The organism is Massilia sp. LXY-6 (assembly GCF_051233485.1).
Lineage (GTDB): Bacteria > Pseudomonadota > Gammaproteobacteria > Burkholderiales > Burkholderiaceae_D > Telluria.
In genome coordinates, this window is record NZ_JBKFGF010000018.1 from 184,565 (window position 1) to 198,696 (window position 14,132).

The 14,132-nt window shown below is 61.7% G+C and carries 12 protein-coding genes; 6 read left to right on the plus strand and 6 right to left on the minus strand.

Annotated elements, in window-relative coordinates; all coding sequences use genetic code 11:
- Nucleotides 1-55: 55 nt before the first annotated feature.
- From ACI48D_RS09760 to nhaR, 3 genes are all read right to left on the minus strand, one after another.
- Nucleotides 56-1,141, minus strand: coding sequence for a DUF5694 domain-containing protein (locus tag ACI48D_RS09760; RefSeq protein WP_435571026.1), 1,086 nt, complete (start codon nucleotides 1,139-1,141; stop codon nucleotides 56-58).
- A gap of 125 nt (nucleotides 1,142-1,266) precedes the next feature.
- Nucleotides 1,267-2,628, minus strand: a complete 1,362-nt coding sequence (locus tag ACI48D_RS09765; protein ID WP_435571027.1) for a hemolysin family protein — start codon at nucleotides 2,626-2,628, stop codon at nucleotides 1,267-1,269.
- Between the two features lie 64 nt (nucleotides 2,629-2,692).
- Entirely contained in the window at nucleotides 2,693-3,598 is a 906-nt protein-coding gene (gene nhaR, locus ACI48D_RS09770) for a transcriptional activator NhaR (RefSeq protein WP_435571028.1), read from the minus strand.
- A 123-nt stretch (nucleotides 3,599-3,721) separates the two neighbouring features.
- Between nhaR and ACI48D_RS09775 the strand changes: the two genes are divergently transcribed.
- From ACI48D_RS09775 to ACI48D_RS09795, 5 genes are all read left to right on the plus strand, one after another.
- Nucleotides 3,722-4,792, plus strand: a complete 1,071-nt coding sequence (locus ACI48D_RS09775) for a DUF475 domain-containing protein (protein WP_435571029.1) — start codon at nucleotides 3,722-3,724, stop codon at nucleotides 4,790-4,792.
- Between the two features lie 102 nt (nucleotides 4,793-4,894).
- Complete coding sequence (locus ACI48D_RS09780) at nucleotides 4,895-5,470, plus strand: TerD family protein (protein WP_435571030.1); 576 nt, start codon at nucleotides 4,895-4,897, stop codon at nucleotides 5,468-5,470.
- 123 nt (nucleotides 5,471-5,593) lie between these two features.
- Nucleotides 5,594-6,292: a TIGR00266 family protein gene (locus ACI48D_RS09785; RefSeq protein ID WP_435571031.1), complete on the plus strand. Its 699-nt coding sequence runs from the start codon at nucleotides 5,594-5,596 to the stop codon at nucleotides 6,290-6,292.
- Between the two features lie 28 nt (nucleotides 6,293-6,320).
- Nucleotides 6,321-6,905, plus strand: coding sequence for a TerD family protein (locus tag ACI48D_RS09790; protein WP_435571032.1), 585 nt, complete (start codon nucleotides 6,321-6,323; stop codon nucleotides 6,903-6,905).
- Between the two features lie 844 nt (nucleotides 6,906-7,749).
- Nucleotides 7,750-9,204: a hypothetical protein gene (locus ACI48D_RS09795; protein ID WP_435571033.1), complete on the plus strand. Its 1,455-nt coding sequence runs from the start codon at nucleotides 7,750-7,752 to the stop codon at nucleotides 9,202-9,204.
- 391 nt (nucleotides 9,205-9,595) lie between these two features.
- On the opposite strand, the gene ACI48D_RS09800 is transcribed toward ACI48D_RS09795, so the two are convergent.
- Nucleotides 9,596-10,750: a GGDEF domain-containing protein gene (locus ACI48D_RS09800; protein WP_435571034.1), complete on the minus strand. Its 1,155-nt coding sequence runs from the start codon at nucleotides 10,748-10,750 to the stop codon at nucleotides 9,596-9,598.
- Nucleotides 10,751-11,273: 523 nt separating this feature from the next.
- On the opposite strand from ACI48D_RS09800, the gene ACI48D_RS09805 reads away from it, so the two are divergent.
- A complete protein-coding gene (locus ACI48D_RS09805) occupies nucleotides 11,274-11,684 on the plus strand; it encodes a response regulator (protein ID WP_435571035.1) in 411 nt (136 codons plus the stop codon).
- 185 nt (nucleotides 11,685-11,869) lie between these two features.
- On the opposite strand, the gene ggt is transcribed toward ACI48D_RS09805, so the two are convergent.
- Both ggt and ACI48D_RS09815 read right to left on the minus strand, forming a co-directional pair.
- Nucleotides 11,870-13,627: a gamma-glutamyltransferase gene (gene ggt, locus ACI48D_RS09810; protein WP_435571036.1), complete on the minus strand. Its 1,758-nt coding sequence runs from the start codon at nucleotides 13,625-13,627 to the stop codon at nucleotides 11,870-11,872.
- Nucleotides 13,624-14,022 carry a hypothetical protein gene (locus ACI48D_RS09815; protein WP_435571037.1) on the minus strand — a complete coding sequence of 133 codons (399 nt, stop codon included), beginning with the start codon at nucleotides 14,020-14,022 and terminating at the stop codon, nucleotides 13,624-13,626. The genes ggt and ACI48D_RS09815 overlap by 4 nt, the downstream gene beginning before the upstream one ends.
- Between the last annotated feature and the right edge of the window lie 110 nt (nucleotides 14,023-14,132).

The following is a 14,132-nucleotide window of genomic DNA, read 5'->3' on the forward strand; positions in this document are numbered from 1 at the left end:
AATGATTCTATGTGGCAATTATTACTGCCGCGTGTCAGCCATGCCCCGACGAGTGCTAGCGCAGCACCTGCAAGCTCTCTACGATGCGCACGTCGTGCATCTGGTTCGGGTAAGCCTCCAGATACCACTTGTGCGAAGCGCCCACGATCACCAGCGTGCGGCGGCCCGGCTGCATCCCGATGGCTTCGCGGATGTTCGCGGCCATGCGCAGGTTGCGCGTTTCCCAGTAGCCGACGTAGCCGCGACCGAATTGCTGCGGCGAGGGCTCTTCGAGCGCCGCGCCGAAGTCGCTGTCGAAGACCAGCCGGGCCTGCGACGGATCATTGATGGCCCGGTACAGCGCCATGACGCCTTCGGCATCGCCGACCTTCGCATGCAGGCGTTCGTCCATTTGCCGGCGCTTGGCGGTGGCGGGATTGTCCCAGGCCTTTCCGATCGCTTCGCCGGCCGCTTTCGGGTCGGCGTCGGGCGCGTCGGCCGTGTGGTCGTCCATGGCCACCACGCGTTCGAGGCCCAGCGCGGCCGCCAGCGGCGCGGCGAGCAGCGAGTCTTCGCCGCGTGCGCCGCGCCTCGTTTCGAGCGCCGCGACCAGGGTGGCATCGAGGCTGTCACCGGCGTGCCGCTCTGCTTCCGGCAGGCGCAGCCACTGCACCAGCGCCGATACCGGTTCGCCGCCGGCAAGGAACACGGCGGCAAGATGGCGGCGCTGGGCCGGCGTCGGGACGGCGGGCCAGCTGGCCAGCAGGCGGTCGGCTTCGGCGGTCGCGGCAGGCAGGTCGAGACCGGTGGCCGCACGGGCCGGCGCCGGGTCCCACCCGCAATACGATTCGATCGTGTCCTTGTAGCGCTGCGGATACTGGCGCACGAAGGCACACTGCGTGCCGGACAGGTTTTCGATGGCGATGATGCGCGGCTTCCAGGCTAGCAGGCGTTCGTTCAGGAGCCTGAGGCTGGCCGGCTGAAAGGTGGGCGGCAGGTACTTCAGGTGGGCCGTGCCGAGCACCATCACTTCGTTCGGCCTGCCTTTCGCCGGGCCCTTCAGTTTGCCGGGGTCGAAGTTTCGTGCGGATTCCTGCGCGTGCGCGCTGGCGGCGCACAGGATGGCAGCCGCTGCCAGCAGGCCGGTCACTCGTTGCAGCATCGGTCGTTTCCTTTCAAGACGGGTTGAAAGGCTAATGTAGGCGGGTGCCGCCGCCGAGGCTGGCCTTATGCGACAGGATGCAGGATCGGCGGTCTGGAATGCCGCCGGCGCCTGGGATGGCTTCCTTAGTCCAGTTCATCCTCGTCCGCGCCCCGTTCGAGGCGCGGAATCACTTTCACCAGCAGGATGCGCGGGCCGACGGTCTTCTTGACCACCACGTCGAAGCGCGGGAATTCGATGCGCTGGCCCTGCTTGGGGATGTCGCCCAGCTTGGCCATCAGCAGGCCGCCGACCGATTCCACCTCGTCCAGGCCCATCTCTTCGTTATTGATGTCGATCCCGAGCACGCGCTCGAGCGAGACGATCGGCAGGCTGGCCTTGCCGATGAAGGTGCCGTCGGCCTGGCGGATCCAGTCGTTCTCGTTGAGGCGGAACTCGTCGCGGATCTCGCCGACGATGGCGCCCAGCAGGTTGTCCAGGGTGATGAAGCCGACCGGGCGCTTGCCCTTTTCGCCGATCAGGGCGAAGTGCGGGGCGCCGGTGCGGAAGCGGCGGAACAGTTCGATCGCCGGGGTGCGCGCCGAGATCGTCTCGACCGGGCGCAGGAATTCGGTCAGGTCGGAAACCATCTTGCCGGCCTGCTGGGCGAAGAACAGGTCCTTCAAGTGGATCACGCCCAGCACTTCCTCGCCGTCCTCGTCGAACCAGGGGTAGCGCGAGAAGCGGTTGCGGCGCATCGTGTCGAAGTTCTGCTCGAGCGAGCGGCTGGCGTACAGCGCGCTCACCTCGTTAATCGGGCGCATCAGGTCCGACACCGTGTGCTGGGCGAACTCCAGCGACTGCGCCAGGATGTGGCGCTCGTCCTGCGTGAACTTTTCCTTTTCGCCTTTTTCGCCGGTGGTGCTGGTGTTGGTGCGCAGGATCAGCTTCAGTTCTTCGTTCGAGTAATGGGTCTCGTGGCCGCCGGCGCCGGACAGGCCGGCGACGCGCAGCACCATGTTGGCGCTGGCGTTCAACAGCCAGATCGCCGGGTACATCGCCCAGTAGAAGCCGTACAGCGGCAGCGCGCTCCACAGGCCGACCGCTTCCGGGATCCGGATCGCCAGCGACTTCGGCGCCAGTTCGCCTACAACAATATGCAGGAACGAGATCACGCCGAACGCGATCACGAAGGACACGCCGTGGATCAGCTGCGGGTTGGTGACGCCCAGCAGGTCGAATACCGGTTCGAGCAGGCGGGCAAAAGCGGGTTCGCCGACCCAGCCCAGACCCAGCGAGGCGAGGGTGATGCCGAGCTGGCAGGCCGACAGGTAGGCGTCGAGCTGGCTATGGACCTTGTAGAGGATGCGGCCTTGCAGGCCGCCGCTTTTCGCAATCGCCCGCACGCGGGTCTTGCGGAGCGTGACGATGCCGAACTCGGCCGCCACGAAAAAGCCGTTCAGCACCACCAGCAACAGCGCCAGAACGACAAGTAATATATTTTCCATACAAATGGTAGTTAATCAACAGGCACAGCCGAAGCATTGTACATGGTCATCTCAGCCATGCCACTCAGGCCGCGGCGGGCATCGCTTTCTGGACGGCGCCGAGAATGGCTTCGACCGCCGGGTGCTTGATCTTGCGTTCGTTCGAGATCACGTAGAACTGCTCGCGCACGCCGGGCACCGCCCCGACCTGGACCGCGCCGAATTGTTCGGCGATTTCGGACGCCAGCGCCGCCGGCGCGAAGAACAGGCCGAGGCCGCGCCGTCCGAAGGTGTTGAGCAGCGCGTTGTCTTCGAATTCGCCGACCACGTCGGGTTTGGCGGCGACCTGCACGAACCATTCGTCGATCTTGCCACGCAGGGCATTATTACGCGTCGGCAGCAGGAACGGCGCGCCGTTCAGGTTCCCCGGGAAATCTTTTCCGTACTCGGCCGCCAGCTCCGGCGTGCCCACCACGAGCATCTCGCTCTCGAACAATTGGTGGCTGAACACCTTCAGCGCGCTGCCCGGCTGCACCTCGCGGTCGGTCAGCACCACGTCCAGCTTGTGCAGGGCGAGATCGGCCAGCAGCGCGTCGAACTGGTCTTCGTAGCAGACCAGGCGCACCTGCTTGTCGATGCCCATTGCCGCTTCCAGCATGCGGTAGGCGGACAGCTTCGGCAGCGAGTCCGAGATGCCGACCGAGAGCCGGATCCGCCCGCTGTCGGCCTCGCTCACCGCTTCCTGCATCTGCAGGCCCAACAGGAAGATCTGGTCCGCGTAGTTCATCGCCACGCGCCCCGCCTCGGTCAGCACCAGGCGCCGGCCCTGCTGCGCGAACAGGGTCTTGCCCATCGATTGTTCCAGCAGGGTCAGCTGGGAACTAATGGTCTGCACCGCCAGCCCAAGACGCTCGGCGGCACGCGTGATGCCGCCTTCCTTGGCGACCACCCAGAAGTAGTACAGGTGACGGAAATTCAGGTCGTTTTTCATCGTCTTGAGCGATAACTCATGTTTTTACGAAGTAATTCTCTCATTATCTTCGCTTTTTCCTTTTGCGTCATCCCCCTACACTGCGTCATATCAACAACCAAACAAAAACCAGGGAAGACCAAGATGAAACATTTTAGGGTGTCATTTTTTGTCACCGCACTCTGCCTGGCGGCATCGGGCTGGTGGGGGTATACGCACGGCGGGCCTGCCGGCGCGCTGACCGCGGTGGGCGTCGCCGCCATCCTGGCGGTGATGGAGGTCTCGCTGTCGTTCGACAACGCGGTGGTCAACGCCTCGGTCCTGAAGACCTGGGACGCGTTCTGGAAGAAACTGTTCCTCGGCGTGGGCATCATCGTCGCCGTGTTCGGCATGCGCCTGCTGTTCCCGCTGGTGATCGTCGCTGTGGCAGCTGACCTGGGCATGGGCGAGGTCTGGAAGATGGCGCTGGAGAACCCAAAAGAGTACTCGATGCACCTGACTAACCACCACGCGGAAGTGGCGGCCTTCGGCGGCATGTTCCTGCTGCTGGTGTTCCTGAACTTCCTGTTCGACGACGAGAAGGAGCACCACTGGCTGGGCCACTTCGAAGAGAAGCTGGGTTCGCTCGGCAAGGTCTCCTCGATCTCGGTGATGATCGCGATCGGCGCCCTGATGGCCAGCCTTTCGCTGGTGGCGGAAGGCCAGAAGATGGTGGTGCTGATGTCGGGCCTGTGGGGCATCCTGATCTACGTCGGCGTCGATGTGCTGTCGAACATGCTCGAGAAGTCGGAAGAGGGCGGCGGCGAGGTCGGCGACATGGTCAAGCGCGGCGGTATCGGCGGCTTCCTGTACCTGGAAGTGCTGGATGCATCGTTCAGCTTCGACGGCGTGATCGGCGCCTTCGCGATCACCAACGACGTCGTGATCATCATGCTGGGCCTGGCGATCGGTGCGATGTTCGTGCGTTCGCTGACGGTCTACTTGGTGGACAAGGGCACGCTCGACGAGTTCGTCTACCTGGAGCACGGCGCCCACTACGCGATCGGCATCCTGGCGCTGATCATGCTGGCGAGTATGAAGTTCCACGTGCCCGAGCTGGTAACCGGCCTGGCTGGCGTGGCCTTCATCGGCGCCTCGCTGTGGTCGTCGATCCGCTACCGCAAGCGCTTGGAAGCGATCGGTGCGGGGCATAAGGAATTGGCAGAGGTGAAGTGACGTAGGGTGGGCGGCCCCGCCCACGCGAATTCAGCGAACCACGGGACACCAGTTCGCTGCATGTGGTAACGAAGGTGTTCAACCAAAACAAGGAGAGTCAACATGGCAATCAGTCTGCAAAAAGGCGGTAACGTCAACCTGTCGAAAGAAGCGCCGGGCCTGGTCAACCTGAAGGTCGGCCTGGGCTGGGATACGCGCGCCACCGATGGCGCCGCGTTCGACCTGGACGGCGTCGTGTTCCTGCTGAACCAGTCGGGCAAGGTCCGCTCGGACGCCGACTTCATCTTCTACAACAACCTGAAGTCGGCCGACGGCTCAGTCAATCACTCGGGCGACAACCGCACCGGCGAAGGCGAGGGCGACGACGAATCCGTCTCGATCGACTTGTCGAAGGTGCCGGCCGACGTCGACCGCGTGGTCGTGGCCGTGACCATCCACGACGGCGAAGCGCGCCGCCAGAATTTCGGCATGGTCGGCAAGGCCTTCGTCCGTTGCGTGAACGCCGCCAACAACAGCGAGATCGCCCGCTACGACCTGTCCGAGGACAGCTCGACCGAGACGGCCATGATCTTCGGCGAGGTGTATCGTAACGGCGCGGACTGGAAGTTCCGCGCGGTCGGCCAGGGCTTCAACGGCGGCCTCGGCCCCCTCGCCAAGAACTACGGCGTGGGCGTTTAATTTTTAAACCGACACAATAAAGAGGGATCGAGGAAGCGCAGCGAGCATCGCAGACCGCCAATGCGACCGGTCCGCCGTCGCGGCGCACTAGGTTCATCGATCCCCACCACGGGAGCCAAGGAAATGCCTAAATTTACCGTTACCGGAGATGTCGACCCCTTCCTGCACGTGTCCATGCGCCACGGCGAGACCATCTACTGCGAATCCGACGCGATGGTGATGATGGAATCGACGCTCGACCTGAAGGGCAAGATGCGTGGTGGCCTGGGCAGCGCCCTGATGCGCACCTTCGCCAACGGCGAGTCCTTCTTCCAGCAGCACATCGAAGCCGCCCGCGGCGACGGCGACTGCCTGCTGTCGCCGACTTTGCCGGGCGCGATGCAGATCGTCGACTGCGGACCCTCGGGCCAGTACATCATCAGCGACGGCGCCTTCGTCGCGGCCAGTTCGGGCGTGGACCTGAAGGTGCGCACCCAGAGCCTGGGCAACGCCCTGTTCGCGCAGAGCGGCGGCTTCTTCGTCACGGAAACGACGGGCAGCGGCCAGGTGGTGGTGTCGGGCTTCGGCTCGATGAGCATGCTGGAGGTCGAGCCGGGCAAGGACGCGATCATCGACAACTCGCACGTCGTGGCCTGGGATTCCACCCTGCGCTACGAAGTCTCGATCACGACCGGCACCAGCGGCGGCTTCCTGGGCAACCTGATCAACAGCCAGACCAGCGGCGAAGGCATCGTCCTGCGCTTCTCCGGTCGGGGCAAGATCTACGTCTGTTCGCGCAACCGCGCCGCCTTCAAGGCCTGGATGCAGACGTCGTCGCGCTGAGCAAACCTACTTACAAAGGAGTTTTACCATGGCAGTCAACCTGCAAAAAGGGCAGAAGATCTCGCTGGAGAAGGAAGCCGGCGGCGCGCTGTCGCGTGTCACGATGGGCCTGGGCTGGGACGTCGCCAAATCCAAGGGCTTCTTCGGCTTCGGCGGCGGCAAGAGCGAGAGCATCGACCTCGACGCCTCGGTCGTGATGTTCGACGAATCCAACAACCCGGTCGACGTGGTCTGGTTCCGCCAGCTGAAGAGCCGTGACGGCAGCATCGTCCACACCGGCGACAACCGCACCGGCGCCGGCGACGGCGACGACGAACAGATCATCGTCGACCTGCGCACCGTGCCGGCCAGCGTGAAATCGCTGGTGTTCACCGTGAACAGCTTCACCGGCCAGAACTTCTCGACGGTCGAGAACGCGTTCTGCCGCATCTTCGACACCACCAACGGCAAGGAGATCGCGCGCTACGACCTGTCGGTGCAGGGCTCGCACACGGCCCAGATCATGGCCAAGCTGTACCGCCACAACGGCGAATGGAAGATGCACGCGATCGGCGAGAACGGCAGCGGCCGTACCTTCGACGACCTGATGCCGCTGATCGTGTCGCACCTGTAATCGCCAGCCGTTTCCAGTAGTTCCCGCGCGGACACCGTTTCCGTCCACGCGTTCCCGGCCCGGACGGCTTGGCGTCCGGGTTCTTTTTGCGGCTCCTTCGGGAGCCGTTTTTTTTCATGCCTGGCCCACCCATACAAATGTCCCGGGTGTTCAGTACGAGAAGCTGGCATGGAAAAGGACCTATGCCCCTTCATTATCTCAAACCCGTTCTATACCATGGTGATGAATGTTAGATGCACCAAATCGTTCATGAGCAGCACGATTTGAACTAACCATTGGTTTTAAGTTTAGTTTTCACTCGGGCTAGTCGTAAATTCGAATTCACTACCGTTTTGCCACCATGTTGTTTTGCTGCCCGCAGAGCTGCCTGGGCTATAGAGTGTGCTTAGATGGCCCGACGCCAACGCCAGCAGAAAGAGGAGGTCACCCAGCAAAATGTAGAGGGTAGGTACATACGAAAATATTACACCAATATTGTTGGTCAGCAGGTGATCAGTCTAGTATTGCCGTTGTAGTTCGATACCGCATGCGCATCGCAATTAATGGCTGCCCGAGCGGCGGCTTGATATCGTTGTCGCTTCCTTCTAAAAGACAAATGGGCAATAAGAATGAAAATGTAATTTATAAAATATTTTCACATTACTATACATTCTGCCGGTAACTAAATACTGTGTGGTGTCGTCGCGCAGTTCGTTTAATAACTGAATAAATACACGCAGCCTCCATCCCTTTAGGCACTGCAGCAAAGAGAGCGTTCACAGCTGCTGAGGCAGTGAATGCGGACTTCTTGCATCTCTCAGCTGGCAAACAGCGGCCACCATCGCTGAACATACAGGAGAACGCCATGCTTCATCTTGCCTCAAGAAAGGGTTTGGTCCATGGTTTGCTGTGGGGGGCCTCGGCTCTGGTCATCTGCCCGGCCTTTGCCCAGACCTCGCCCGGGACACCCAGTCCGCTTCCCGGTGCGGCGTTTACGACCGATCCGTATTGTAATCAAGTCAATGGCAACATTTATCCGACCAAGGAAGTGGTGTACATCGGCGGCGGCCCCTCGCGCCTGAACGCCGCCGGCCTAAAGCCACTGACGAGTTACTATCTCCGGGTAACCGATCCGAGAGGCGAAGTCGTGTTAGGTACGAGTGCGGTGATGCAACTGCTCACCCCCATCAAGACTGACGCAACCGGCAAATTTTCCTGCATTTCAATTTTCAGCAATGTCGGCCAGATCACTTCGACAGGCGCCTTCAACGGCGTGGGATACGCAACGACGCCAAATAACGGCGGCGAGTACAAAGTCTGGATCAGTCCTGACCCCAACTTCCCCCCGGAGAACTCGAAAACGGACAATTTCAAAGTATTAGCCGACAGTTCCGTGCCACCCAACGGGACAGCCAGCATCACCATCAATAAATTTTACGATGCCAATGCCAACGGCGTGTATGACCCGGGCGAGGACATATTGAACTCAGCTGTCGACGGCAAAGGCTGGAAGGTCGACCTGTTACTGGCCAACCCTGACGGTTCCCCTGTCACCCCTGCTTTCACTGGAGTAACGTACTACAATCTCCTGCCGAATACTGCGTATGTCGCCCGTGAATTTCAACCGATCGAAACGAATTGGAAGACAACCGCAGCCTACGATGAGCAGTTTCCGAATGCACGTCAGCCTTTTTCCACCACGCCGCCGTATATGAACCAGTTCACGGTTAACACGACGGGCGATTCGCTTACGCGTACAGTTTGGTTTGGCAATGTATGTACTGGCCCAGGAAACGGGTACACCTTAGGATTCTGGAGCAACAAGAACGGCAGCAATGCCATTAAGGCGTCGAATATAATCCTCGGCAATATTTTCCTGACCCCGCCCGCCGTCGGCTCAACGCCCTTGGTCAATGCAGATGGGACGCTGCTGTTGAATCCAAGCATCACTCAATTCCAATCGTTTTTGCTGGCCGGAAAAGCGACAAACATGGCCAACATGCTGTCGGTGCAGCTTGCAACCATGGTGCTTAACGTCAATGTTCCAGTTAAGGGAAGCAATGGCTTACTGCAAACCGTCAACGGGTCGGCGATGGTCTTTGCGCCCGGGATGACGAATCCAGGCCGGACCGATTTTATAAGCATCAATGAATTGATCAGCAGAGCGCAAGTCGAGCTGAACACGCCGAAGCACAACGTGACCTTGTCAGCCAATCCAAATAGGCCGTATCAAGAGGCATTGAAAAATGCGCTAGATTGGGCGAACAATAACTTGACATTCGTTCAATCCAAGCCTTGCAGCTATTCTTTCGCTCCATAATCCCGGATAAATGTCGCCTGATCGATGTATGTTCGGGCGGTGTTGAACCTGGTCTGGTCTAATGCATATGTCGAGATCGATTGTTTAACTGCATCATCGGTGACGTTCTCGTAAATAGGCGCTCAATTTCCTACGAACGCCTATTTCGTCTGATTATTGCAGCCGTCCAATGAATTGGCACCCGCCGGTTTCTCCACTTCTTGGAATGCGACCTGCTCGACCCAGGAAGACCTCCCGCTATGACATGAGGTCAACAACACGAAGCAATGCTTGTGTAAGCGTCCAGCCGCGCCACCTGGACATGGCAAACAACAACCGCACCTTCGTGCTGCCGACCCAGTGCAGTTTCAGCATTGCACCGCTGATGTAAGCAGGCTGTGGACGGGGCGCGTCAGGCCAGCTGCATCGACCGCACGCAGTCCCGTCCGCCGCGCTTGGCCTCGTACATGAGCTTGTCGGCCGCCGAAATCAGGTCGTCCAGCGTACGGCCGGTGCCGTCATCGCCCAGATCGGCGGAGGCGACGCCGAAGCTGGCGGTCGTGCAGATCTGGCTGCTGCCGTCGGCAGAAGGACAGGCGCTTGCGGCAAACCGTGTGCGCAGCCGCTCGGCAAAGCGGATGCCGCCTTCGAGGCCGGTGTCGGGCAGGATCGCCAGGAACTCCTCGCCGCCATAGCGGACCACGCTGTCGGTGCCCTTGCGCGTCATGCTGTCGAGCAGCTTTGCAAAGCTGCGAATCACCTCGTCGCCGTCGGCATGGCCGTAGGTGTCGTTGATGCGCTTGAAGTTGTCGATGTCGCACAGCACGACGGTCAGGCTGCGCTTGCGGCGCAGCGGGGCCGCTTGCGGCCGCATCAGGTGGTCGACCAGGTAGCGCCGGTTGTAGCAGCCGGTCAAGTGGTCGCGCTCCGCCGCATGCTGGAGTCGCGCCTGCGCCCGGTATTCCTCGCGCGATGCGCGGTTGAAGCGCCGTGCCGCCAGGGCGCCGAAGGCGTTTGCCAGCGTCAGCAGCATGCTCATCGTGACGATGTCGGCCGGCGTCATATGCGCCAGGCGCAGGGCGAGCGCCAGCAGCCCGACGGTCGCGGCGAAGGCCAGCAGCAGCGCGTTGACGAAACCGTTCGGGATGTAGAGATAGACGACGATCAGCATGATCGCCAGCGACATCGCATGCCAGTGGAATTCCGCCGGACGCAGCATGGCGATGAACATGAAGCAGCCCAGTGCCACCGCTTCCACCACCGACGCCGCGATCCGCATCGCGCGCACGCTCAGGCGGCTGCGGTAAGCCAGCCAGGCACAGGTCCCGGCGGTGACGGCCACCACCATGCGCGCGCCGAGCAGCGACAGGAAGGCCGGTCCGTAGCCGAGCGCGGCCAGGTCGGTGACCGAAAAGGCCACGTAGAACAGCGTGCAAAAGACCAGCGTGAAGCCGAGCAGGCGCTGGGTCTGCGGTTGCCGATGGCGCAGGAACGCGGCCTCGTCCGCCGGCATGGCGAACTCGCCGGTCAGCGAATCGAATTCCATCGGGGCGTCAGCCAGGTTCATGGCCGGGTCTTGGCATTCGGTGTGCAGAAGATGCGTAAGGAAAGCGGGAGCAGGACAGGGCAACTACACGAGAATGGCATGGCGGCGCTTGTGCATACGGAATGTTGCATATTTTGGCACGTTAACCAAAGGAAATACTCACGCATTCTAACGTGTTGGCCATTGGCGGCTCGTTGCCGGCAACCGGACATTGCCTGGAACCCCAAAACGGCCGAGGCCTTGTGCGCAGACTGGCCAGACGCGGTCGACCGTGGCGTGCCTATGTGATTGGCATGAAATGTTGTTATTCGTTCTCAAGGCATCCGTCTTGCTGAATATAGTAGTGTTTTCCCAGAGTCTTTTATATAAAATTTCCTGCAATGGAAAAAAAGCGTAGATAATATCGATACTTATCTTTTTGGAAATTAATGATCGGAAACGGAGGACAACAATAAATCCATCGGTCAGGCGAGAAGAAAGCTAATCAGAGGAGACAGAAAACGCGACGAAGCTCCCTCTGCTTCGAACCGTTTTTTCTACAAAAATGATAAAAATTTGTATTGCTGATCGGCACGAGATCATGCGTAGAAGAGTAAAAATGTTGCTGGACTGTGTGCCCGGCCTTCAGGTGGCAGCCGAAGCGGGTGATGCCGGCCAAACCCTGGCTTGTGTGAGGGAAGGGTACGTCGACGTCCTGTTGCTCGATCCATCGCTGCCACCCTACGATGACATCCTGCTTGTCCAGCAGATTCGCGATGAAGCACCGGAGCTGAAAATCCTTATCCTGAGCAAGAATAATGACGACCAGTACTTGTCTCGCCTCTTGAGGGCTGGCGCGGATGCTTACGTGGCGAAAACGAGTGAGCTGAACCAGTTAATCACCGCCATCAAGGTCGCTGCGTCTGCGACTCGACAGAGAACGCGGTCCCGGTCGTCCTCGCTCTCCCTCGCCTAGGCACTGTGTCGGCACTTGCCGGGCACGCATTCGGTGCCGTGTCCAGGCCAGTGCCTGCCCCGGGCGGCATGGACCGGCCGGGCAGCCTTCGCGTCGACTCGGGCATGGGAAGGCCGGTCTTGCGTGGGCGCCCCGGAGCGCTGCACCCGGCAATCATGACGCGACGCCTGTCCGCGCCTGGTCCCTCAGTGCCCGCGCTTCTGTACCAGCGCCGTGCCGATGCCATGGCGGTGGCTTTCGCTGACCGCCGTCACGGTCCCGTCCGGATTGAACACGAGCGCATTCGCGGCCCCGATCTCTTCCGGCGCCGGACTGGTTTCCCACTTGTGGCCGAAGTTCTCCAGCCCGCGCGCCTGCTGGGTGCCGGCGAAGCCCGGCTCCACCGAGGTCTCCTTCGCGTTGCGCTGCGACAGGCGCGGCGCATCGATCGCCTTGTCCATGCTCATGCCGAGGTCGACGTAGTTGACGATGGTCTGCAGCACGGTGGTGATGATGGTGGCGCCGCCCGGGCTGCCGATGGTGAAGGCCGGCTTGCCGTCCTTCAGCACGATGGTGGGCGCCATGCTGCTGCGCGGGCGCTTGCCGGGTTCCGGGATGTTCGGCGCCGGGCCGGTGAAGTCGAAGTCCGTCATTTCGTTATTCAGCAGGAAGCCGTAGCCCGGCACGACGATGCCGCTGCCGCCCCAGGATTCGATGGTAAAGGTATAGGAGACGACGTTGCCTTCCTTGTCCGACACGGTCAGGTGGGTGGTGTGCGTGCCTTCCTGGATCATTTTCTGCTGCGGGCGCAGCGGGAAGCTCTGGTCGTTCTCGTACAGGAAGGCATCGCCGGCCGGAACCACGGCGGCGGCCTTGTCGGGACGGATCAGCGAACGGCGCTGGGCTGCGAACTGTTTCGACAGGATGCCGTCGACCGGGGCGTCGACGTATTCCGGATCGGCCAGGTAGGCGTTGCGGTCGGCGAAGCTCAGGCGGCTGGCTTCCAGGTACAGGTGCTCGACGTTCGGGCGCGGCATGCTCTTCAGGTCGTAGCCTTCGAGGATGTTGAGGGCCTCGGCCACCGTGATGCCGCCGCTGCTGGGCAGGGACATGCCGTAGATGTCATAGCCGCGGTAGGTCGAGCGCACCGGCTGGCGGATGCGCGCTTCGTAGTTGGCCAGGTCGGCCATCGACATCGTGCCCGGCCGCACCTGCGCGCCCCTCGCCAACGGGGGGCGATTCACGGCGCCGACGATCGCCTGCGCCATCGGCCCTTCGTAGAACGCTTTATAGCCGCGCGCGGCGATCTCGCGGTAGGCCTTGGCCATGTCCGGATTCTTCAGCGTCGTGCCCGCCGGGACCGCCTTGCCGTTCTTCAGGTAGAGCTGGCTGGTGCTCGTAAATAGTTGAAATTTTCCTTCATTTTCGGCCGTTAATTTGTGAAAAGTTTCACTGACCGGAAAACCTTTCGTCGCCACCTCGATCGCCGGCGCCAGCACCTGCTTGAACGACATCGTGCCGTAGCGCTGCAGGGCTTCGTGCCAGCCGCGCACCGTGCCCGGCACCCCGACCGAGGCGCCGCTGGCGACCGCTGTCTCGAAGTCGATCGGCTTGCCGTTTTCCTGGAACACGGCGGGGCTGAACGAGGCGGGTGCCGTCTCGCGGTGGTCGATCGTGATCACGCGCTTGTCCTTGGCCAGGTAGATGACCATGAAGCCGCCGCCGCCGATGCCGCAGCTGAACGGATCGGTCACGCCCAGCGTGGCGGCGGCCGCGACCGCGGCGTCGATCGCATTGCCGCCCTTGTTGAGGATGGCGATGGCCGTTTCGGACGCCTTTTCGCTGATGGTGGCGACCGCGCCGCCGGTACCGGTGGCGACGGGCGTCCTGGCGAGCGCCAGCGGCGGCGCGAGGACGATGGAGAGGATCAGGGCGCTGGCGAGCGCTTTGCACGAGTTGGTCATGGGTGCTTGAAAGTTGAGGTGATCGTGAGCGTGACGGGGATGACGTAGCCGGGGCGCGTCGCAACGCTGCTGCGCGCCGGCGGGATGCTGCCCGGGTCGAGCGCCACGCGCGCGCCGTGCAGCGATGTCGGTGTGGCGGCCAGCTGGTCCGGACCCAGCGAAAACTCCTCGGCGCCCTCCGGACCGTCCAGCACGAACCGGAAACTCAGCCGTCCGGCCCAGATGCAGCGTGCGTTGGCCGGGCAGCGGCTGTCGCTGAAGCTGTCATAGGTGAGGGTGGTATTGCCGGACAGGGCCACGCGCTGGCCCGGCTGCAGCGGATAGGTCCCGTCCTTGAGCGGCGCGCCGGCACAGGCGGACAATCCAGTCAGGACGAGCAGGGCGAGCCACTTCATTGCATCTTTCCGGTTATTTGCGGAAAGCCAATCATAGCAAAGTTACCAGGCAGAGCAGGGCGCCGTCGTGTTCCTGACTGTGTCGGGAAGCCGCGCACGCTTGGAAACAA

Bases quoted from the DNA above. Each gene is read 5' to 3' on its own strand.
- ACI48D_RS09760 (WP_435571026.1), bottom strand. From the start codon at position 1,141: ATGCTGCAACGAGTGACCGGCCTGCTGGCAGCGGCTGCCATCCTGTGC.
- ACI48D_RS09765 (WP_435571027.1), bottom strand. From the start codon at position 2,628: ATGGAAAATATATTACTTGTCGTTCTGGCGCTGTTGCTGGTGGTGCTG.
- nhaR (WP_435571028.1), bottom strand. From the start codon at position 3,598: ATGAAAAACGACCTGAATTTCCGTCACCTGTACTACTTCTGGGTGGTC.
- ACI48D_RS09775 (WP_435571029.1), top strand. From the start codon at position 3,722: ATGAAACATTTTAGGGTGTCATTTTTTGTCACCGCACTCTGCCTGGCG.
- ACI48D_RS09780 (WP_435571030.1), top strand. From the start codon at position 4,895: ATGGCAATCAGTCTGCAAAAAGGCGGTAACGTCAACCTGTCGAAAGAA.
- ACI48D_RS09785 (WP_435571031.1), top strand. From the start codon at position 5,594: ATGCCTAAATTTACCGTTACCGGAGATGTCGACCCCTTCCTGCACGTG.
- ACI48D_RS09790 (WP_435571032.1), top strand. From the start codon at position 6,321: ATGGCAGTCAACCTGCAAAAAGGGCAGAAGATCTCGCTGGAGAAGGAA.
- ACI48D_RS09795 (WP_435571033.1), top strand. From the start codon at position 7,750: ATGCTTCATCTTGCCTCAAGAAAGGGTTTGGTCCATGGTTTGCTGTGG.
- ACI48D_RS09800 (WP_435571034.1), bottom strand. From the start codon at position 10,750: ATGAACCTGGCTGACGCCCCGATGGAATTCGATTCGCTGACCGGCGAG.
- ACI48D_RS09805 (WP_435571035.1), top strand. From the start codon at position 11,274: ATGATAAAAATTTGTATTGCTGATCGGCACGAGATCATGCGTAGAAGA.
- ggt (WP_435571036.1), bottom strand. From the start codon at position 13,627: ATGACCAACTCGTGCAAAGCGCTCGCCAGCGCCCTGATCCTCTCCATC.
- ACI48D_RS09815 (WP_435571037.1), bottom strand. From the start codon at position 14,022: ATGAAGTGGCTCGCCCTGCTCGTCCTGACTGGATTGTCCGCCTGTGCC.